Raw genomic sequence first — 19,797 nt, 5'->3', positions numbered from 1 at the left:
CTTGCATGGACACGCGCGGCATGTCGGGTTTGACCCGCTGCGCCAAGACACCGATATAATAGCCGTGCCTGGTATGCCATCGCATCGCAACCGCATGCCCCGTGACGATCAAGGAGAGCATTGTGAACGAGAGCAACATCGACTGGATCCTGGCCATCGCGTGCTTTCTGGCAGGCATTGGCATCGGTGCCCTCGGCTACCATCTGCTGAACGCCAACGTGGCCCGCAACCAGAAGGTTCGTCAACGCCTGGCAGAGGCAGAGCTGGAACTCAGCCAAGTAAAGGATGCACTGAACGACCATTTCGCTAAGGCAACCGACTTGGTCGCCAGCATCCAGCGTCAGAGCCATGAGCTTGAGCAGCAATTATCTCAAGGCGCCGACCGTCTCGTCGACGACCTGCAGCTCAAGCGTCGCTTGCACCCGCACCAGGAGGGTGAGACGCAAGAAGAAGACGCCGGACCACCCCAGATGCCACGCGACTACGCTGAGGGCACTCAGGGCACGCTCGCGGAAGACTATGGCCTCGCGCCACGCAAGCAGCGCGTCACCGAAGAAGAGACAACGCCGCCGCGCTACTGAGATTAGAACTGCCAGGCAACCTTCTTGGACGCCCCTCACGCTTTCCACAACACCTAGGCGCCGGCCGTTTTAAACGGCTCGGCGCCTTCTTGTCTCGGAACCGTTCAGGCGGGGTTGTCGATATCCACGAAACGATGCGTTATGTCGAAACGTGACGCCAGCCAATCCCCCAGGGCACTGACGCCATCACGCTCGGTGGCGTGATGGCCGGCCGCCACATAGGTCACGCCCATTTCCCGCGCCATATGCGTGGTGCGCTCGGAAATTTCTCCCGAAATGAAGGCATCGACACCCGCCTCGGCCGCCAGCGGCAACATATCTTGTGCTCCGCCCGTGCACCACGCAACACGTTTGATCGGCCGCGCGTGTCCCGCTATGACCAAGGGCTCACGCCCCAATTGTCGCTCGACATGCGCCGCAAATGCGGCATGATCCATCGACGATGATATATTTCCATGCCACAAGAGGCCCCGCCCGAGCGCACCGTCGAGACAGCCTGACGGCGTGAGGTCGAGCCGCTTGGCGAGCTGCACGTTATTGCCTAACGTCGCATGCGCATCAAGCGGCAGGTGGTACGCCAACAGGTTGATATCATGCTTCATCAACGTGGCCAGGCGGCGGCGCTTCATCCCTGTGACCGCTACCGGTTCGTTCTTCCAAAAATAACCATGATGGACGAGCACCAGGTCCGCTTTCCAAGCCACAGCTTCATCGAGCAATGCTTGGTTGGCGGTGACGCCACTCATCACGCGCACCACCGTGTCACGCCCTTCCACTTGCAGGCCGTTGAGGGTGTAGTCCTTGAAGTCGCCGCACTGCAATTCGGACTCAATCGCGGCGACCAATTCTTGTCGAGCACTCATGGGCGGCTCCAGACAGCTTAGGGAAGCAATGTTACACTCGGCGCCATTGTAACGGCTGCCCCACCGGGCAGCGACTACCCGCTCGCCGACAAGGAACCGTACATGCGTCGTTCACTGATGTCGCTCGTCTGGCCCATCATCAGTGGCATCCTGCTCGCCATCGTGCTGCTCAATGCTTTCCCCCAACTGATGGGCGAGCGCAGCGTCGACGATGCCACCACGCCAGTGCCCGATACCAGCGCCGTGCGCGCCATCGCCGAACGCACGGATACAGCCGAGCGCGCACCGGAGGTCGTCGAGGCCGCCCCACTGCACAGGTCTCAAGGTCCTGCGAGCTATGCCAGTGCCGTGAACAAGGCAGCCCCCGCCGTCGTCAATATTTATTCGTCGCGTATGGTCGAGCGTAGCGAGCATCCGCTGATGTCCGACCCCTTTTTTCAGCAATTCTTCGGCAAGGACATGCCGCAACGTCAACGCATGCTCTCTAGCCTGGGCTCGGGCGTCATCGTCAGCGCCGAAGGGTACGTACTGACTAACAATCATGTCATACGCGATGCCGATGAGATTCAGGTCGCCCTGCGCGACGGCCGCGAGACACTTGCCAAGGTCGTGGGCACCGACCCCGAAAGCGACCTGGCAGTGCTCAAGATTCCCAGCGAAGATCTTCCCGTCATCCAGCTCAGTGACTCCGAGCAAGTCGCCATCGGCGATGTCGGCCTCGCGATCGGCAACCCCTTTGGAGTCGGACAAACCGTCACCATGGGCATCATCAGTGCCACGGGGCGTAACCATCTCGGCCTGAATGCTTACGAAGACTTCATCCAGACTGATGCCGCCATCAACCCCGGCAACTCCGGTGGGGCACTGGTCAATGCAGAGGGTGCACTCGTGGGGATCAATACTGCGATCTTCTCACGCTCGGGGGGCTCACAAGGTATCGGGTTCGCCATCCCCGCCAACCTGGCTCACCAAGTACTCGATCAGATTGTCGCCCATGGCCGCGTCATTCGTGGCTGGCTGGGTATCGATGTTCAGGCGATGACCCCCGATCTAGCCTCGTCATTCGGCCTCAAGACCCTGACAGGCGTGGTCATCGCCAGTGTCGTACCCGACGGCCCAGGCGACAAGGCCGGCCTGCAGCCGGGAGACGTGCTCATGTCCATCAACGGCGAGCCTATCGTCGATGCCCGCGAGGCCATGGCCGATATCGCCGAGATTTCTCCCGGCACACAGCTCCCCATTACCATCGTGCGTGATGGAAAAAAACGCGAGATTACACTGACGGCAGGCGAACGCCCCGAAGCGTCAGGATCTGAGGCACAGTAAGCCAAACGCAGCATGCCCCACCGGCGCGCCGATGGGGCATGAGAAGGCTGACCAAGAGGGCACCCGTCGTCGTCAGGTATCGCCGAGACGACTCTCCGCCGAACGCGCATGCGCCGTCAGCGACTCCCCTCTCGCCAGCACCGAGGCGGTGCGCCCCAGAATGGCCGCGCCTTCCGGCGAGCAATGAATCAGCGACGAGCGTTTCTGAAAATCGTAAACGCCCAAGGGCGAGGAGAAACGCGCAGTACCTGATGTCGGCAACACGTGGTTGGGGCCGGCGCAGTAATCGCCCAGCGCTTCCGCCGTGTAACGCCCCATGAAGATAGCCCCGGCGTGACGCACACCTTCTGCCATCGCCTCAGGGTCGCCAACCGATAGTTCAAGGTGTTCGGGCGCAATGCGGTTGATGATCGTCAGCGCCTCATCACGATCACGGCATTGGATCAAGGCACCACGTGACGCCAACGACTCACGGATGATCGCCTCGCGCTCCATGGTCGGCAGCAAACGCTCGATGGCGGCATGAACCGCATCGAGATGGGCTGCGTCCCAGCCCACGAGAATTGCCTGAGCATCCTCGTCGTGCTCGGCCTGCGAGAACAGGTCCATCGCCAGCCACTCGGGGTCCGTCTCGCCATCGGTCACGACCAGAATCTCGGAAGGCCCCGCGATCATGTCGATTCCCACCTGCCCGAACACCGCGCGCTTGGCCGTGGCCACGTAGATATTGCCAGGCCCGACCACCTTGTCCACGCGTGGGATGCTCTGGGTACCGTACGCGAGAGCCGCCACGGCTTGGGCGCCTCCCACGGTGAAGACATAATCGACGCCCGCAAGGTGCGCAGCCGCCAGAACAAGGTCATTGAGCACCCCGTCAGGCGTCGGCACCACCATGACGATTTCACGCACACCGGCAACATGCGCAGGAATGACATTCATCAGTACCGAGGACGGATACGCAGCCTTACCGCCCGGCACATAGATACCCGCGCGGTCTAGCGGCGTGACCTTCTGGCCCAGCACACTGCCATCGGCCTCGGTGTACTGCCAGGATTCAGGCTTCTGACGCTGGTGGTAAAGGCGAATGCGCTCGGCGGCATGTGCCAGTGCCTCACGCTGTGCATCCGGCAAGCCCTCGTAGGCCTCGAGCAACCGTGCTGCATCCAGCGTCAACTCACACATGTCACGCGCCTGCATGCGATCCAGGCGATTGGTGTATTCGATCACGGCGGCATCGCCTCGCGAGCGCACGGCATCGATGATCTCCTCGACGCGTTCGACCACCTGCTTGTCGGAGACACCTTCCCACGCCAGCAACGCTGTCAGACGTGTATCGAAATCGTCTTGTGTGGTGCTCAGACGCGCCACATTCACGGCATTGTCAGTCATCTCGCCCTCTCGTATTCTTACGCCTGCGTCTCACCGCGCCGCGACTCGACCGCGCGCCCCAAGCGCTCGATCAGCGGCTTGAGCCGCTCATGCTTCATGGTCATCGAGGCCTTGTTGACTACCAGCCGCGAACTGACCTCGTCGATCAATTCGCGCGGCTCCATGCCATTGGCACGCAAGGTGTTACCGGTATCGACGATATCGACGATCTCATCGGCCAGATTCATCAAAGGCGCCAGCTCCATGGCCCCGTAGAGCTTGATCACCTCAGCCTGGATTCCCTGTCGCGCATAGTAACGACGCGCCACATTGACGAACTTGGTGGCTACCCGCCGCCGCGCATGGGTCGGCTGCGCCCCGACCACACCAGCCGTCATCAACTTACAGCGCGATATTTCCAGATCCAGAGGCTCATACAACCCTTCGGCCCCGTGCTCGAGCAAGGTATCCTTGCCCGCTACGCCGACATCGGCGGCTCCGAGTTGCACATACGTCGGCACATCGACGGCGCGAATCACGACCAATTTGACATCGGGAAGGTTGGTATCGAACAGCAACTTGCGGCTCTTGCCGAAATCTTCCGCCGGCTCTACGCCCGCATCAGCCAACAGCGGGAGCGTTTCTTCCAATATACGCCCTTTGGACAGGGCCAGAATCAGTTGCTTTGACATGATGTTGGCACGTCTATTGAACTTGGCGTTCCGCCATCATGGCGGAACGGGAGAATGAAACCGCCGCTCAACCGGGCACGCGACGAATCTTGGCACCGAGCAATTGCAGTTTCTCCTCGATGCATTCGTAGCCGCGGTCGATATGATAGATGCGATCCACCTGCGTTTCGCCTTCCGCCATCATGGCCGCAATGACCAGGCTCGCCGATGCCCGCAAGTCGGTGGCCATCACCGGCGCACCGGAGAGATGTTCGACGCCCGTGATCACCGCAGCATTACCTTCCAACGCGATCCGCGCCCCCATGCGGTTGAGCTCCTGCACATGCATGAAGCGGTTTTCGAAGATCGTCTCTACGACGGTCCCTGAGCCTTCAGCGACACAGTTGAGTGCGACGAATTGGGCCTGCATGTCAGTGGGAAACGCAGGGTAAGGCGCAGTGCGCACATTGACCGCCCGTGGACGCCGCCCCCGCATATCGAGCTCCAGCCAGCCATCGCCCACCTCAACGCGGGCTCCGGCTTCATCCAGCTTGGCGAGCACGGCCTCCAGCGTATCGGCACGTGTGTTACGTACCCGGACGCGGCCACTGGTCGCCGCGGCAGCCACCAGGAAAGTACCCGTTTCGATGCGATCCGGCATGACATCGTAATGGCACCCATGCAGACGCGGCACGCCCTCTATCACGATCGTATCCGTGCCGTGGCCATGAATCCGAGCGCCCATAGCGATCAGGCACTCGGCGAGGTCCACCACTTCCGGCTCGCGAGCCGCGTTCTCGAGTACCGTGGTGCCCTCGGCCAGCGTCGCGGCCATCAGCAGATTTTCAGTGCCGGTCACGGTCACGGTATCGAAGAAGATCGTGGCACCCTTGAGGCGGCCGGCGCACCGCGCTTGCACGTAGCCACCATCGACATGGATCTCGGCGCCCATGGCCTCGAGACCGCGCAGGTGCAAGTCGACGGGGCGCGACCCGATCGCACAGCCGCCCGGCAAGGACACATCGGCCGTACCGAAGTGAGCCAGCAAGGGGCCGAGCACGAGAATCGAAGCGCGCATCTTCTTGACCAGCTCGTAGGGCGCATGGCAATGCGTTACCTGGGAACCGTCAAGCTGAATACTCATCTTGTCGCCCATCACCGGCTCGACGCCCATGCGTCCCAGCAGCTCCAGCGTGGTGGTGATATCCTGCAAATGTGGCAGGTTGCCGATAGTTACCGGCTCGTCAGCCAACAGGGTCGCCGCCAAAATCGGCAAGGCGGAATTCTTGGCGCCACTCGCCCACACTTCTCCATCGAGCGGCCCATTACCGGTAATGATTAATTTGTCCATGAAATTCCGTGCTTAGACGCCCGCGTTTTCAGGGGCTTGCTCCCATTGAGACGGAGTGTAGGTCTTGATACTGATGGCATGTAAGGCGCCACTGGCGATTTCATCTGCCAACGCTGAATAAATCAGCTGCTGACGTTTGACCGGCGATAGCCCCTCAAAAACGTCGCCGACGGCGACCACCTGGAAATTGCAGCCTTCACCTTGAATATGAAACTGGCAATCGTCGATACGCGATTCGAGTAGGGCCTTGACGTCGCTGGGTTGCATAAGGCGTTGGCTCCTGTTCTACGGCACCGCGCGCGTGACACGAACGGGTGCGGTAATTGAGTCGGGATTTCAAACAGGCATGATAAAGAAAACGGGCGCCGTTGGCGACGCCCGCTTGCACGCAGAACTCCTGGAGACGACGCCCCGCGCTGTCATGGCGTTTCCGAAGACGCCCGCGTCTCATCACTGGGAAGCAAGGGATCCAATCCCGCCATGGCCGTCAACCGCGCCAAGGGGGACGACAGCGCCACATGCACGATATGCACGCCGTGTGACTGCGCGCAACGCAGCCACTCAAGCAGGACACTGAGCACGGCACTGCTGGCACAGCTAACACCGGTCAGATCGAACTCGACCTCGGCATCGCGCGGCAAGCTTTGCAACCACTCCTGCCCCTTGGCCGCCAATGAGGCGGCACTATCGAAATCTGCCTCGCCGTCGACTTTCAGAATACGCTCGTCGCGCACTTCGAGCCGGGCATCATCACGCTCGAGCAGGACATTCATTGGTTATCGTCACCGCCTTCTTCGAGCTCATCGGTGGCAACGTCTGGCGCCCAGCCATTGATGACCGCATCGATATTGCGATTGTTGTCGCGCATGGCTTGATCGAACTGGTTGCGGAATGTCAGCCCCAGGTTGATGCCGTTGACGATGACATTGATTACACGCCACTCGCCGTCGCGCTGATGCAACGTGTACACCACGGGATAGACATCACCATTGGTGGAGACCACTTCCATGTCGACGCTGGCCTGATCCTCATAGCGCCGCTCGCTATCATTATCGAGCACCCGGATATCGCGATAATCGAACGTCACCAGCCCTTTGGCATAGGTCTCGATCAGCGTCTTACGAAACGTGTCGACGAAACGCGAACGCTGCTCCGGCGAGGCATTACTGAAATATCGGCCCATGACGCTGGCGCCGATATAACGAAAATCGGCCACGTCGTCGAGGCTGTCGTCGACCAGCGACTCAAGCTCGTCTTCATGCGTGGCGTAATAATCCTTGCGCCCCTCCAACTTCTGCATCAACGCTGCCACGTTATCTTCGATCAGCTGCTGAGGCTCCTGCTGGGCCTGCGCCGTCAATGCCACGCACCATAGGACCGATAGCAATAGTGCACAAAGACTGGAGCGCCGGGGTGTGAATGGCCTTGATGTCATGGAACCTCCTTGGCTCAATCGCTTGTCATGTTCGACACGAACTGCTGAATTAATTGCTCCAGCACCAGCGCTTGCTGGGTATCGCGGATGGTGTCGCCTTCTTCGAGCATCTCGGGGTCACCTCCCACGCTCAGGCCGACATATTGCTCACCCAACAACCCCGAGGTGAGAATCGATGCCGTACTGTCCCGCGAGATCTTGCCCTCAAGATCCTCGTCTAGCTCCATGGTCACGCGAGCATCAAGCCATTCGGTGTCGAGCGCAACGTCGCTGACGCGCCCGATGGTCACGCCTGCCATGGCAACTCTAGAGCCTGATTTGAGCCCGCCGATATTGGCGAAATTGGCCTGCAGCGTGAATGTGTCCTGCGGTACGCCAAGGCTGATGCCACTGACTCGCAAGCCAAGAAACACCATGCCTAAAATCCCGGCCAGGACGAACAACCCCACGCCGAACTCCATCATCTTGCTGCGCTTCATCCAAGTTCTCCAAACATCAGCGCGGTCAGCACGAAATCCAATCCGAGCACCGCCAGGGACGAATAGACTACCGTGCGGGTCGTGGCCCGCGAGATGCCTTCCGACGTCGGGATCAGATCATATCCCTGAAATACCGCAATCCATGTAACGACGAGACCGAACACCACGCTCTTAAGCATGCCGTTGAGAATATCGTCGACGAACGCGACACTGCTTTGCATATTGCTCCAGTAGGAACCATCGAACACGCCCAACCACTGCACGCCGACCAGGTACCCACCCCAGATACCGACCACGCTGAAGCCCACGGTCAACAACGGCATCGAGATAAACCCCGCCCAGAGACGCGGCGCCACGATGCGCCGCAGCGGGTCGATCCCGATCATTTCCATGCTGGTCAACTGCTCGGTCGCTTTCATAAGCCCAATCTCGGCGGTCAGCGCCGAACCAGCGCGCCCCGCGAACAGCAACGCCGCCACCACCGGCGCGAGTTCACGTAGCAGCGACAGCGCCACCATCTGCCCCAGCGCATCCTCCGCGCCGAAACCAACCAGGATGGTGTAGCCCTGCAAGCCCAGCACCATGCCGATGAATAGCCCCGACACCAGCACGATCGCCAACGACATGACACCGATGAAATGCATCTGACGCAGCCATAAGTGCCACCCTTCGCGAGAAGGAATGCCCACCGCCGACTGCGCCAGGAACATCGACGCCCGACCCAAGGCACTCAACGCTTCGAGCGTACCCCGCCCAAGCGACGCGATAGGACGAATCATGGACGCTCCCCCTTGGTGGCCAGTATATCGCGATAAAAATCGGGCGCCGGGTAATGAAATGGCACCGGGCCATCGGGCTCACCATGCACGAATTGCTTGACACGCGCGTCACGGTTGACGTCCAGCGTTTGCGGCGTGCCATGGGCCATGACCTGGCCGTCGGCTATGATATATACGTAATCGGCGATGGAAAGCGTCTCCTTGATATCGTGCGAGACGATGACCGCGGTCAACCCAAGGGCTTGATTGACCGTCTTGATCAGTTGCACCAGCACGCCCATTGAAATCGGGTCCTGGCCGACGAAGGGCTCGTCGTAGAGCACCAGCTCAGGATCGAGCGCCACCGCACGCGCTAGCGCCACACGCCTGGCCATGCCGCCAGACAGTTCCGCTGGCGACAAGTTGCGCGCACCGCGCAAGCCCACCGCCTGAAGCTTCATCAGCACGATATCGCGCACCATGGCTTCCGGCAGGTCAGTATGCACGCGCAGTGGAAAAGCCACGTTCTCGAAAACACTCAGATCCGAAAACAGCGCTCCACTCTGGAACAACATGCCCATGCGACGCCGCATTCGAAACAACGCACGGCGAGACAAACCATGCACATCCTCTCCGTCGATACACACGCGCCCGGCATCGGGCACTAGCTGACCACCGATCAACTTGAGCAACGTCGTCTTGCCCGTCCCGCTAGGGCCCATGACCGCAGTAATCTTGCCTTTAGGAATACGCAGATCGACGCCACGAAAGATGTCATTCTCACCCCGCGAGAAATGCAACCCCTCGACGTCGACCAGGGTCGTGTCAGTCACGTAACGCTCATCCACGTCTCGATAATTATCGAACATCGTATCCTAACTCTAGCGATCACCGCCAGCCTCACCTTGCAACACCCTCGGCGAGTGCGTTTAATGAGCGCCCTAATTCGCTCGCCACTCCTCAGGAGTCAGCGATGCTTGAGCCCAAGGCCGCGAAGGGCAACAATCACCACCATGAACACTGCTACCGATCACGATTATCGAGCTAGTGCGCGACGCACGCTGACACTCGAATCACAAGCCATCGCCGCTTTGATCGAACGCCTCGACGAGGCCTTCGACCACGCCTGCCGGCTGCTGCTGGCCTGCGAAGGACGCGTCGTCGTCACCGGCATGGGCAAGTCCGGGCACGTCGGCCGAAAGATCGCGGCGACGCTGGCCAGCACCGGCACGCCGGCCTTCTTCGTCCACCCTGGCGAGGCCAGCCACGGCGACATGGGCATGATCACGCCCCGTGACGTCGTTCTGGCTCTCTCCAACTCGGGCGAGACGGCCGAGGTCACGGCGCTATTACCACTTCTCAAACGCATGGGCGCCCCCCTGGTCAGTATGACCGGGCGCGTCGGCTCGACTCTATCGCGTCACGCCGAAGCACATCTGGATACCGCCGTGGCCCGCGAGGCTTGTCCGCTCGACCTCGCGCCAACTACTTCGACGACCGCCGCGCTGGCCATGGGCGATGCCCTGGCGGTGGCCCTGCTCGAGGCACGCGGATTCACCGCCGAGGACTTCGCCCTATCACACCCCGGCGGTAGCCTGGGACGACGTCTGTTGCTCAAGGTCGAAGATCTCATGCATCACGGCGATCGCCTGCCCTGTGTCCCACTGGGCAGCCCGCTACGCGACGCCCTGCTGGAGATCACCCGTCAGGGCTTGGGCTTTACTTGCGTGATCGATGAAGCCGGTCATCTGGCTGGCATTTATACTGATGGCGACCTGCGGCGCACTCTCGACCAGCACGACGACCTGCGCCGTCTGCGCGTCGATGACGTCATGACCCACGGCGGCAAGACGATCCGACCGGAATTACTCGCCGCCGAGGCTGTCAGGATCATGGAAGACAACCGCATTACGGCGCTCGCCGTGGTCGACGACGCCGGACGACCGGTCGGCGCACTGCATATGCACGACCTATTGGCCAGCGGCGTCATTTGAGGAGCCCCCATGACGTATCCCGACGATTGGCGCGACAAGGCACGCCACGTCCGCCTCCTTGCACTGGACGTGGACGGCGTGCTCACCGACGGCACACTGCATTTTCAAAGCGATGGCCAGGAAACCAAGAGCTTCAACATCCTCGACGGCCTCGGCATCAAACTGCTGCAGCAAAGCGGCATTGCCGTGGCGTTGATCACCGGGCGTGAATCACCCATGGTCAGCCGACGTGCCGAGGCGCTGGGCATCGCACACGTCGCACAAGGCCGCGAGGATAAACTAGTGGCGCTCAACGCCCTATGCGAACAGCTCGATCTGCCGCTGGACGCGGTCGCCTATTGTGGCGACGATTTGCCCGATCTGGCCGCGATTCGCGCTGCGGGGCTCGGCCTGAGCGTGAACAATGCACCGGAATACGTCCGTGTGCACGCCGACTGGGTTCCTGAGCGCTCAGGCGGCCAAGGTGCAGTACGCGAGATCTGCGATGCCCTGCTGAGCTGCCAGGGACGGTGGGACGCTTGTCTCGCGCCCTATCTCGATGGCCAAGGATGAAGCGTGTCATGCCGACTTTCCTATCTTCCCGCAAATGGGCCCGCGTAGGGCTGCTGCTCGTACTCGTCGCCCTGGGCATCGGCCTAGCTATCGTCGAACAGCGTGATTCTTCTTCACCTGGCCCGGTCCCCAGCGATGACGCGGGCGAACCCGATTACTACCTCGAAGGTGTCACCATGACGCGCTTCAACGCACAAGGCATTCCCCATCAAACGCTTAAATCGCCGCGCCTCGTGCATACCCCCGTCGACGACATCATTCGTGCTGACTCACCGAAGGCCAAGGTGCGTGACGAAGCGGGACGCAAGTGGGACATCTCCGGTGACAAGGGAAGCCTGGGGCCACAACGCGATCTCCTCACCCTGACCGGGAACGCCCGGCTCGTACAACCCGAGCAGGGCTGGCGCCTCAACACCGACGTGCTGTACTACCAGTCCAGCGATGGCCACGCCTGGAGTGACACCGAGGCCGTGTTGCGGCAGCATGAGCAACGCGTGCGCGGCAATCGCTTCGATGCCTGGATCGACACCGATCAAGCGCGTCTGAGCGGTAATGTGCGAGGCCACCATCCACAGCTTGCCGAGGACGAATCATGATGACACGACCATTAACGACGGCACTGGTATGCGCCGCGCTGGGACTCGTCAGCCACACGGCACTAGCGCTGGAAAGCGATGCCAGCCAGCCTATCGAGATTGCCGCCGATCAGTTGGACCTCGACGACAACGCCGGCACTGCGGTCTACACCGGCGATGTCGATATGCAACAAGGCAGCATGCAACTGACAGCCGCACGCGTGGAAATCGAACGCAACGCGCAGGGCGAAGTCTCCACGGTTACCGCCCATGGCGGCGGCGGCGAACGCGCCTATCTCGAACAAAAGCCTGCGCCAGACGAACCGGTGGCCAAGGGCTGGGGCGATACGGTGATTTACCATGCCGCCGAGCGTCGCGTGGAGCTCATCGACAATGCCGAGTTGCACCAGGCCCGGGATACTTTCAATGGCGCTTATGTCGAATACTTCCTCGATCGCCGCCAGGTGCAGGCTCGCTCCGACGATGACGGCGATGGTGATCAGCGCGTTCGCATGACGCTGACGCCTCGCGACAGCGAGTAGTGACGTGTTTCGTGATTCACTCATCCCGTTAGGTAGGACCCGACGCCCATGAAGACCCTGAGTGCCGCCAACCTCGCCAAGAGTTACAAGGGCCGCCGCGTGGTCCACGATATCAGCCTGACCATTCGTCAGGGCAGTATTGTCGGCCTGCTCGGCCCTAATGGCGCCGGCAAGACGACCTCGTTCTACATGATTGTCGGGCTGGTAGGCGCCGATGCCGGTAGCGTACATATCGACGAACGCAACCTGTCCCGGGCAGCCATGCACGAACGTGCCCGCGCCGGTATCGGTTATCTTCCCCAGGAAGCGTCGATCTTTCGCAAGCTTTCGGTCGCCGACAACATCATGGCGATTCTCGAAACGCGCCGCGATCTCGACAAGGCTGCGCGCAAGGCGCAACTCGAACGCCTCCTTGAGGAGTTTCACGTCACCCATATTCGTGACAACCCCGGCATGAGCCTGTCCGGGGGCGAGCGTCGTCGCGTTGAGATCGCCCGCGCCCTGGCCACCGAACCCGCCTTCATCCTCCTTGACGAACCCTTCGCCGGAGTCGACCCAATCTCAGTTGGCGAGATAAAGAGCATTATCCGGCAGTTGCGCGACCGTGATATTGGCGTCTTGATCACCGATCACAACGTACGCGAAACCCTGGATATATGTGACAACGCCTATATCGTCGGCAACGGTCAGATAATCGCCGAAGGACATGCTGAGGCCATACTCGCCAACCAGAAAGTACGCGACGTCTACCTCGGCCATGAGTTCCGGCTGTGAACGCAAGCTATTGGAACCGCCGCGCGCTTATATAAATGGCATGATTGTTGCTTCCATTCTTGCAAGTAGCGTCGTCGCGAGATAACGTACGGGCACCGTTTCAGGAAGCGACGATCGATTTTCCATGTCCATGAAACCCACCTTGCAGCTTCGCGTCGGCACACAGCTGACGATGACGCCCCAGTTACAGCAAGCCATTCAGCTCTTGCAGCTTTCTACGCTGGATTTGCGACAGGAGATCCAGCAAGCCCTGGATTCCAACCCCATGCTAGAGCTCGAAGACGACTTCGAAGAACGCGAGGTCAGCGAGACGCAGGAGGAGGATGACTGGACGAACGATATCCCCGAGAACCTGTCGCTGGATAGCGAATGGAGTGATACCTACCAGGATACAGGCCCCTCACTGACGGGCGGCGGAGGCAGCGAGGAAGGCCCTGATATAGAGCGAAATACGGCGCATACCAGTCTTCACGACCATCTGGCCTGGCAACTCGCCATGGCCGATATGACACCGCGCGAACGTGATATTGCCGAAAGCCTAATCGATGCCATGGGGGCCGACGGCTACCTCACCCTGCCCCTCGACGAGCTTGTCGACGGTTTGCGCGGCCAAGGCCTTTCGGGGCTCAAGGTGGGCGATGTCGAACACGTCATGATGCGTGTACAGCAGTTCGATCCCACCGGAGTCGGCGCCCGCGACCTACGCGAGTGCCTGTTGCTACAGCTCGGCGCCCTCCCTGAAAATATGCCGCTGCTAACCCAGGCCAAGCGGCTAGTACGCCAGTTCCTCGAAGCTCTCGCCGGCAACGACCGTAAATTGCTCAAGCGACGTTTGCGCCTCGACGAGGAAGAACTCGATCACGTCATTACCCTCATTCGGTCGCTCGATCCGCGCCCCGGCCTCGCCTTCGAGGATAGCAGCAACGATTATGTCATCCCCGATCTCGTCGCACGGCGGATCCGGCAGGAATGGCGCATTGAGCTCAATCCCGAAGCCTTGCCCCGCGTGCGCATCCAGCCGGATTACGCCGCGCTCATCAAGCGTGCCGACAAGAGCGACGATAACACCTTCCTCAAACAGCACCTGCAAGAAGCCAAATGGCTGCTCAAGAGCCTTTCGAGCCGTAACGATACCTTGCTGCGCGTGGGCCAGGAGATCATGGCGCGCCAGCTCGATTTCCTCGAACGCGGCGAGGAAGCCATGAAACCGTTGATCCTGGCGGATATCGCCGGGGCGGTAGACATGCACGAGTCGACTATCTCCCGCGTGACCACGCAGAAATTCATCCATACCCCGCGCGGTGTCTTTGAACTCAAGTATTTCTTTTCCAGCCATGTCGGGGGGCAAGGCGAAACCGACGCCCATTCCAGCACCGCGATTCGTGCACGATTGAAGAAATTGATCGGCGACGAGCCGCCACGCAAGCCTCTATCCGATAGCAAACTCGTCGACCTGCTGGCCCAGGACGGTATTCCGGTCGCACGACGCACCGTCGCCAAGTACCGCGAAGCGTTGGGTATCCCCTCCTCCAGCGAGCGCAAGCGACTCGCCTGAACGCGGGCGGATTGCACGTGTCGGCCACGCTGCGTAGACTCGCCGCGGCCTTCGTTATCCAGCGCTTGTCTAGGGCTATGCAGAGCTCTAAAAAGGGTTACAATCGAAGTGCCAACCGATGGAATAGGAGCGTGCCATGCAAGCCAATATCACCGGTCATCACATCGAACTGACCGATGCTCTACGCGACTACGTCAATGAAAAGCTCGCGCGTCTGGAACGCCACTATGACAACATCACCACCGTCCAGGTCACGTTATCCATTGAGAAGGAACGTCACCTGGCTGCATGCACGCTTCACGCCGCAGGCGCGGACCTGCACGCCGATACACAAAGCGACGACATGTACGCCGCTATCGACGCCCTAACCGACAAGCTCGACCGTCAGCTCGTCAAACACAAGGAAAAGGTGCAGGCACGCGCTCAGGGCGCTGGTGCCCGTTAATTCGCCATGATATTGGAAAGCATCCTACCCCCCGAGCGCACACTCTTCGGCGTTGCCGGGGGGAGCAAGAAGCGCGTGCTGGAATTTTTCAGCACCTTTATCGCACAGAATACCCCGAGCCTCGATAGCCAGGAAGTCTTCGGACGTCTCATTGGCCGCGAACGATTGGGTAGCACCGGGATCGGCAATGGCGTCGCTATCCCGCATGCGCGCAATCCGCATTGCAAGGAGCCGATTGCCGGCTTTCTACGCCTGCAGGAACCCATCGACTTCGATGCCACCGATGGCGACCCCGTCGACTTGATCTTCGTCCTGCTGGTGCCAGAAGAAGCCGACGATGCCCATCTGTCGTTGCTTGCCCAGGTTGCCGCCATCATGAACGATAGCGCCATTCGCACCAAACTGCGCCAGGCGCAGACCCAGCGGCAGCTCTACGATACTCTGATCGAGGCCATCCGCCAGCACGATAACAGCGCAAACTGACACCCGCGTAAACTGATACTCGCGCAACACAAGGGGCGCCCATGCAGCTCGTGATCATCAGCGGCCGTTCCGGCTCCGGCAAATCGATTGCCCTGCAGGCACTTGAGGATCTCGGCTACTACGCGATCGACAACCTGCCGGCCAGTCTCATGGCGCCCCTGATCGATGAGCTGCGTGAAGGCCCCCCGTCCCGCACGCATATCGCGGTCAGTATCGACGCGCGCAACCTTCCCGACGCCCTGAGACGCTTTCCGGTTCTGCTCGAAGAGATCCGCGCCCGGGGCATTCAGTGCCAGGTCGTCTATTTGACCGCCGACTCGCGCATACTGCTCGAGCGCTATTCGGCGACGCGACGTCGTCACCCGCTGACGCGAACCAGCGAAATGACGCTTGCCGAGGCCATCGAGCAGGAACAGACCTACCTTGCGTCGATTCGCGATATTGCCGATTTGGTCATCGACACCTCGAGCCTGTCGGTGCATGAGCTGCGTGGGCGCATCGCCGAGCAGGTGGCACGCCATAGCGGGCGTCACCTGACCTTGACGTTCGAATCGTTTGGCTACAAACGCGGTGTCCCGCTGGATGCCGACATGGTGTTCGATGCGCGCTGCCTGCCCAATCCTTATTGGGACCCTCAGTTGCGCAGTTTCGACGGTCGCGATTCACAAATCATCACGTTTCTCGAAGCTTACCCAGACGTACACGCCATGGCCGACGATATACGTCAGTGGCTGGAACGCTGGCTCCCCGCCTATGTTGCCAGCAACCGCAGTTATTTGACCGTCGCGATCGGCTGCACCGGTGGCCAGCACCGCTCGGTATACCTGATCGAAGGGCTGGCCCGGTATTTTGCGACGCAAATGAGTGGAGTACGCCTACGCCATCGCGAACTGGGCGTGCAAGCAGCATTGCCGGAGAATGGCGATGCCGCGTCGTAGACTGCAACTTATCAACAAGCGCGGCCTCCACGCACGCGCCGCGACCAAGCTCGTGCAATGCTGTCAGTCCTACGCAGCACGCGTCTGCGTCTTCCATGGCCAGCGTGAAGCGGATGCCACCAATATCATGTCACTGCTCATGCTGGCAGCTCCCTACGGTACCGAACTCGACATTCAGGCCGAGGGCGATGACGCCGACGATGTACTCGACGCACTGACCGACCTGTTCGAATCACGCTTCGAGGAAGATGCTTGATTAACGAACAGTGTTCGCGCCTGCCTGAAGCGATGTTAGAATAACGCCTCGCCCAAGAATCGACAAAGGATGCCGATTCCGTATGAGTCCCAATCACAAGCAATTACAGCCCCGTCTGGACCGCCTTAGCGAGGCCTTGGAAAGCGGTGCGCTGGACCAGGCGCGCCGCATGCTCAATCGCGGCCTGGCCCCGGTCGACGTCGCTCATTTGCTCGAGTCGACGCCACCGCGTGAGCGTAATGTGCTTTGGGAACTGGTCGAGCCCGAATTGCAGGGCGATGTGCTGCAATATCTTGGCGATGATATCCAGAGCGAGTTCCTGAGCCGCATGGACGCCGAACAGCTCGTGTCGGCGACCGAAGGGCTCGATGTCGACGACCTCGCCGACTTGTTGCAACGCCTGCCCAACACGGTCATTCACGAAGTCCTGCAAGCCATGGAGGCGCAGGAACGCCAGCGGATCGAGACCGTGCTGTCCTATCCCGAGGACACCGCAGGCGGCTTGATGAACACCGACACTATCACCATTCGCCCGGATATCACCCTGGACGTGGTGCTGCGTTATCTACGCCGACACGAGAAGCTGCCCGATTCCACCGATACGCTACTCGTCGTCACCCGCCGCGACGAACTGATCGGCACACTACCGCTCAATTTGCTGTTAGTGTCCGACCCTTCGATTTTGGTCCGCGAGGTCATGAACACCGATTTTGCCTCGGTGCAGGCCACGGCCGCGGACACCGATGTCGCTAGTCTGTTCGAGAAATTCGACCTGATCTCGGCGCCGGTGGTGAGCACCGACGGTGCCCTGCTGGGCCGCATCACCATCGACGACGTTGTCGACGTTATTCGCGAGGACGCCGAGCATCAGGTCATGAGCATGGCCGGCCTCGATGAGGACGAAGATACCTTCGCGCCGGCATGGCGCACCGGGCGTCGACGCGCAGTGTGGCTGGGCATCAACCTGATCGCAGCAACCATCGTATCGTTTGCTATCGGCATCTTCGAATCGACCATTCAGCAAATCACTGCGCTGGCCGTCTTGATGCCCATCGTCTCCAGCATGGGCGGCATCGCCGGGTCGCAAACGCTGACGGTACTGATCCGTGGGATCGCCCTGGGACACGTCGGCGGCGCCAACGTGCAGTGGCTACTGGTCCGCGAAATGCTCTCGGGGATGATGAACGGTGTGCTATGGGCCGTGATCGTAGCCCTGGTCGCCATCGTGCGCTTCGATGACTACAAATTAGGCGGCATCATCGCCCTGGCGATGGTCATCAACCTGACCGTTGCCGCATTAGCCGGCACCGTGATTCCCGTGCTACTCAAGCGCCTGAAGATCGATCCAGCGCTCTCGGGAGGCGTGCTCTTGACGACGATCACCGATGTGGTCGGCTTCGTCGCATTTCTGGGACTGGCCGCAGCATTTTATTGAGGCGCGACGAGCGCCGCGCCATCACATGAGACAATGACGACGCGGCACCGAGGTCCCGCGTCACCGAGCGTTTTACTCGCCGGCCACCGTCATGTCATCAATCAGCCAACTTCCGGTATGCACGCTACCGCGCGTATCGGTATCGTTGCCCACCCCTTGAAGATTGGCGAACATATCGCGCAAGTTGCCGGCAATGGTGAATTCCTCGACGGGATGCTGGATCTTGCCATCTTCGACCCAGAAACCCGACGCACCGCGTGAATAATCGCCGGTCACGCCGTTGACGCCTTGGCCCATCAACTCGGTAACGAGTACGCCGCGCCCCATTTGCGCGAGCAATTCATCCCGCGAGACTAGAGGCGCGTCGATACGCAGATTGCGCGCCCCACCGGCATTCCCGGTCGTGGTCATCCCCAGACGTCGCGCGCTATACGCCGAGAGCATGTAACTTGCCAAGCGCCCCTGGTCGAGGAAGACGTTATCGCGCGTGGCGACGCCATCGTTATCGAAGGCCGTGCTCGCCATGGCGCCATATTCACGAGGGCGTTCGCGCAGCGTGAACCACTCGGGAAAGATGGGCTCACCCAACTGACCGCACAGGAAGGATGATTCGCGGTATAAGGCACCCCCGGCGATGGCGCCCATGAAGCTACCCACCAGCCCGCTGGCAAGTTCAGGCGCAAAGAGCACCGGCATCCGCCCCGTCGCTGGTGAGGTTGCCCCCAACCTGGCCAACGTCTTCTCGGCAGCACGCCGCCCCACCACCTCGGGAGACTGCAGGTCCGCCGGATTGCGTACCGAGGTATAGTCGTAATCGCGCTGCATGTCCGCTCCCTGACCGGCGATCAACATGCACGACAGCGAGTGGCGGCTTCCGCGCTGGCTACCCAGAAATCCATGGCTATTGCCGTATACGCGCACGCCCTCACCGCTGGATAGGCTCGCCCCCTCGGAATTGGCGATACCCTCGACCTCGCGACCGGTGGACTCGCACGCAAGCGCCAGTTCGATGGCGTCGTCGGTGCTCAACGGCCAAGGGTAATGGACGCCGAGATCCGGCAATTCCGTCGCCATCAGCGCCGCGTCGGCCAAGCCCGAGGCCGGGTCTTCCGCGGTATAGCGCGCAATATCCAACGCTTTCTCGACCACCGCGCGCAAAGATTCATCGCTCGCGTCGGATGTCGACACGCTGCCCTTGCGCTGCCCCACATAAACGGTCACCGCGATCCCCTGATCGCGCGATAGCTCGACGTTTTCCACGTCGCCCAGGCGTACACCGACCTCGATTCCCTGGTCCACGCTGGCACCCACCTCACACGCATCGGCGCCCAATCGCTTGGCCAATTCCAAGGCCTGCGCGACGCGTGCCTCCAAGCGTGCTTGCTGCTCTACGGCATCGAAGGCCTGGCTCATGGT

Annotated in this window: 24 protein-coding genes; 13 read left to right on the top strand and 11 right to left on the bottom strand. The window is 60.8% G+C overall.

The genetic code is table 11. The features are described 5' to 3' along the window. The first annotated feature begins 122 nt into the window (after window positions 1-122). Window positions 123-581: a YhcB family protein gene (locus tag LUN51_RS10445; RefSeq protein ID WP_277811204.1), complete on the top strand. Its 459-nt coding sequence runs from the start codon at window positions 123-125 to the stop codon at window positions 579-581. Window positions 582-685: 104 nt separating this feature from the next. Here LUN51_RS10445 and LUN51_RS10440 read toward each other — a convergent pair whose 3' ends face one another. Beyond that, the gene (locus LUN51_RS10440; protein ID WP_277811203.1) at window positions 686-1,444 is read right to left on the bottom strand and encodes a Nif3-like dinuclear metal center hexameric protein; all 759 of its coding nucleotides are present in this window, start codon (window positions 1,442-1,444) and stop codon (window positions 686-688) included. Between the two features lie 102 nt (window positions 1,445-1,546). Between LUN51_RS10440 and LUN51_RS10435 the strand changes: the two genes are divergently transcribed. Continuing rightward, window positions 1,547-2,770, top strand: a complete 1,224-nt coding sequence (locus tag LUN51_RS10435) for a Do family serine endopeptidase (RefSeq protein ID WP_277811202.1) — start codon at window positions 1,547-1,549, stop codon at window positions 2,768-2,770. Window positions 2,771-2,842: 72 nt separating this feature from the next. On the opposite strand, the gene hisD is transcribed toward LUN51_RS10435, so the two are convergent. The 9 genes from hisD to LUN51_RS10390 form a co-directional block, all read right to left on the bottom strand. Beyond that, window positions 2,843-4,159 carry a histidinol dehydrogenase gene (gene hisD / locus LUN51_RS10430; protein WP_277811201.1) on the bottom strand — a complete coding sequence of 439 codons (1,317 nt, stop codon included), beginning with the start codon at window positions 4,157-4,159 and terminating at the stop codon, window positions 2,843-2,845. A 17-nt stretch (window positions 4,160-4,176) separates the two neighbouring features. Continuing rightward, entirely contained in the window at window positions 4,177-4,830 is a 654-nt protein-coding gene (gene hisG, locus LUN51_RS10425) for an ATP phosphoribosyltransferase (RefSeq protein ID WP_246894231.1), read from the bottom strand. A gap of 67 nt (window positions 4,831-4,897) precedes the next feature. Then, complete coding sequence (gene murA, locus LUN51_RS10420) at window positions 4,898-6,160, bottom strand: UDP-N-acetylglucosamine 1-carboxyvinyltransferase (protein WP_277811200.1); 1,263 nt, start codon at window positions 6,158-6,160, stop codon at window positions 4,898-4,900. Between the two features lie 12 nt (window positions 6,161-6,172). Continuing rightward, window positions 6,173-6,427, bottom strand: a complete 255-nt coding sequence (locus LUN51_RS10415) for a BolA family protein (protein WP_277811199.1) — start codon at window positions 6,425-6,427, stop codon at window positions 6,173-6,175. A 152-nt stretch (window positions 6,428-6,579) separates the two neighbouring features. Continuing rightward, the gene (locus LUN51_RS10410; protein WP_277811198.1) at window positions 6,580-6,933 is read right to left on the bottom strand and encodes an STAS domain-containing protein; all 354 of its coding nucleotides are present in this window, start codon (window positions 6,931-6,933) and stop codon (window positions 6,580-6,582) included. Beyond that, on the bottom strand, window positions 6,930-7,595 hold the full coding sequence (locus tag LUN51_RS10405; protein WP_277811197.1) for an MlaC/ttg2D family ABC transporter substrate-binding protein: 666 nt from the start codon (window positions 7,593-7,595) through the stop codon (window positions 6,930-6,932). The genes LUN51_RS10410 and LUN51_RS10405 overlap by 4 nt, the downstream gene beginning before the upstream one ends. A 14-nt stretch (window positions 7,596-7,609) precedes the next feature. Continuing rightward, entirely contained in the window at window positions 7,610-8,074 is a 465-nt protein-coding gene (gene mlaD / locus LUN51_RS10400) for an outer membrane lipid asymmetry maintenance protein MlaD (protein ID WP_277811196.1), read from the bottom strand. Then, window positions 8,071-8,853, bottom strand: coding sequence for a lipid asymmetry maintenance ABC transporter permease subunit MlaE (gene mlaE / locus LUN51_RS10395; RefSeq protein WP_246923021.1), 783 nt, complete (start codon window positions 8,851-8,853; stop codon window positions 8,071-8,073). Before mlaE ends, mlaD begins: the two co-directional genes overlap by 4 nt. Further along, window positions 8,850-9,701, bottom strand: a complete 852-nt coding sequence (locus LUN51_RS10390; RefSeq protein ID WP_082021284.1) for an ATP-binding cassette domain-containing protein — start codon at window positions 9,699-9,701, stop codon at window positions 8,850-8,852. The genes mlaE and LUN51_RS10390 overlap by 4 nt, the downstream gene beginning before the upstream one ends. A 144-nt stretch (window positions 9,702-9,845) precedes the next feature. Here LUN51_RS10390 and LUN51_RS10385 point away from each other — a divergent pair, with 144 nt between their 5' ends. The 11 genes from LUN51_RS10385 to mgtE all read left to right on the top strand — a co-directional run bounded on the left by LUN51_RS10385 (window position 9,846) and on the right by mgtE (window position 18,381). Next, the gene (locus LUN51_RS10385; protein WP_277811195.1) at window positions 9,846-10,826 is read left to right on the top strand and encodes a KpsF/GutQ family sugar-phosphate isomerase; all 981 of its coding nucleotides are present in this window, start codon (window positions 9,846-9,848) and stop codon (window positions 10,824-10,826) included. Window positions 10,827-10,835: 9 nt separating this feature from the next. Further along, window positions 10,836-11,378 carry a KdsC family phosphatase gene (locus LUN51_RS10380; protein WP_277811194.1) on the top strand — a complete coding sequence of 181 codons (543 nt, stop codon included), beginning with the start codon at window positions 10,836-10,838 and terminating at the stop codon, window positions 11,376-11,378. An 8-nt stretch (window positions 11,379-11,386) separates the two neighbouring features. Next, entirely contained in the window at window positions 11,387-11,974 is a 588-nt protein-coding gene (gene lptC, locus LUN51_RS10375) for an LPS export ABC transporter periplasmic protein LptC (protein WP_277811193.1), read from the top strand. After that, window positions 11,971-12,495: a lipopolysaccharide transport periplasmic protein LptA gene (gene lptA, locus LUN51_RS10370; protein ID WP_277811192.1), complete on the top strand. Its 525-nt coding sequence runs from the start codon at window positions 11,971-11,973 to the stop codon at window positions 12,493-12,495. The genes lptC and lptA overlap by 4 nt, the downstream gene beginning before the upstream one ends. A gap of 48 nt (window positions 12,496-12,543) precedes the next feature. After that, window positions 12,544-13,269 (top strand): LPS export ABC transporter ATP-binding protein, encoded by a 726-nt coding sequence (gene lptB / locus LUN51_RS10365; protein WP_277811191.1) that lies wholly within the window; start codon window positions 12,544-12,546, stop codon window positions 13,267-13,269. Between the two features lie 124 nt (window positions 13,270-13,393). Continuing rightward, window positions 13,394-14,824 (top strand): RNA polymerase factor sigma-54, encoded by a 1,431-nt coding sequence (locus LUN51_RS10360; RefSeq protein ID WP_277811190.1) that lies wholly within the window; start codon window positions 13,394-13,396, stop codon window positions 14,822-14,824. Window positions 14,825-14,960: 136 nt separating this feature from the next. Beyond that, complete coding sequence (gene hpf, locus LUN51_RS10355) at window positions 14,961-15,269, top strand: ribosome hibernation-promoting factor, HPF/YfiA family (protein ID WP_040241842.1); 309 nt, start codon at window positions 14,961-14,963, stop codon at window positions 15,267-15,269. A gap of 6 nt (window positions 15,270-15,275) precedes the next feature. Then, entirely contained in the window at window positions 15,276-15,752 is a 477-nt protein-coding gene (gene ptsN / locus LUN51_RS10350; RefSeq protein ID WP_277811189.1) for a PTS IIA-like nitrogen regulatory protein PtsN, read from the top strand. Window positions 15,753-15,793: 41 nt separating this feature from the next. Next, a complete protein-coding gene (gene rapZ, locus LUN51_RS10345) occupies window positions 15,794-16,690 on the top strand; it encodes an RNase adapter RapZ (RefSeq protein ID WP_040241848.1) in 897 nt (298 codons plus the stop codon). Further along, window positions 16,677-16,946, top strand: coding sequence for an HPr family phosphocarrier protein (locus LUN51_RS10340; RefSeq protein ID WP_246894240.1), 270 nt, complete (start codon window positions 16,677-16,679; stop codon window positions 16,944-16,946). Before rapZ ends, LUN51_RS10340 begins: the two co-directional genes overlap by 14 nt. A gap of 82 nt (window positions 16,947-17,028) precedes the next feature. Next, a complete protein-coding gene (gene mgtE, locus LUN51_RS10335; RefSeq protein ID WP_277811188.1) occupies window positions 17,029-18,381 on the top strand; it encodes a magnesium transporter in 1,353 nt (450 codons plus the stop codon). Between the two features lie 72 nt (window positions 18,382-18,453). Here the strand turns inward: mgtE and pmbA are convergent, their stop codons facing one another. Next, window positions 18,454-19,794 carry a metalloprotease PmbA gene (gene pmbA / locus LUN51_RS10330; protein WP_277811187.1) on the bottom strand — a complete coding sequence of 447 codons (1,341 nt, stop codon included), beginning with the start codon at window positions 19,792-19,794 and terminating at the stop codon, window positions 18,454-18,456. Window positions 19,795-19,797: the final 3 nt, after the last annotated feature.

The sequence above is a fragment of the Chromohalobacter canadensis genome (genome assembly GCF_029544075.1).
Classification (GTDB): domain Bacteria; phylum Pseudomonadota; class Gammaproteobacteria; order Pseudomonadales; family Halomonadaceae; genus Chromohalobacter; species Chromohalobacter canadensis_A.
The sequence above is the reverse complement of the archived record's forward strand: the minus strand, read 5'-3'. Positions and strand labels throughout refer to the sequence as shown.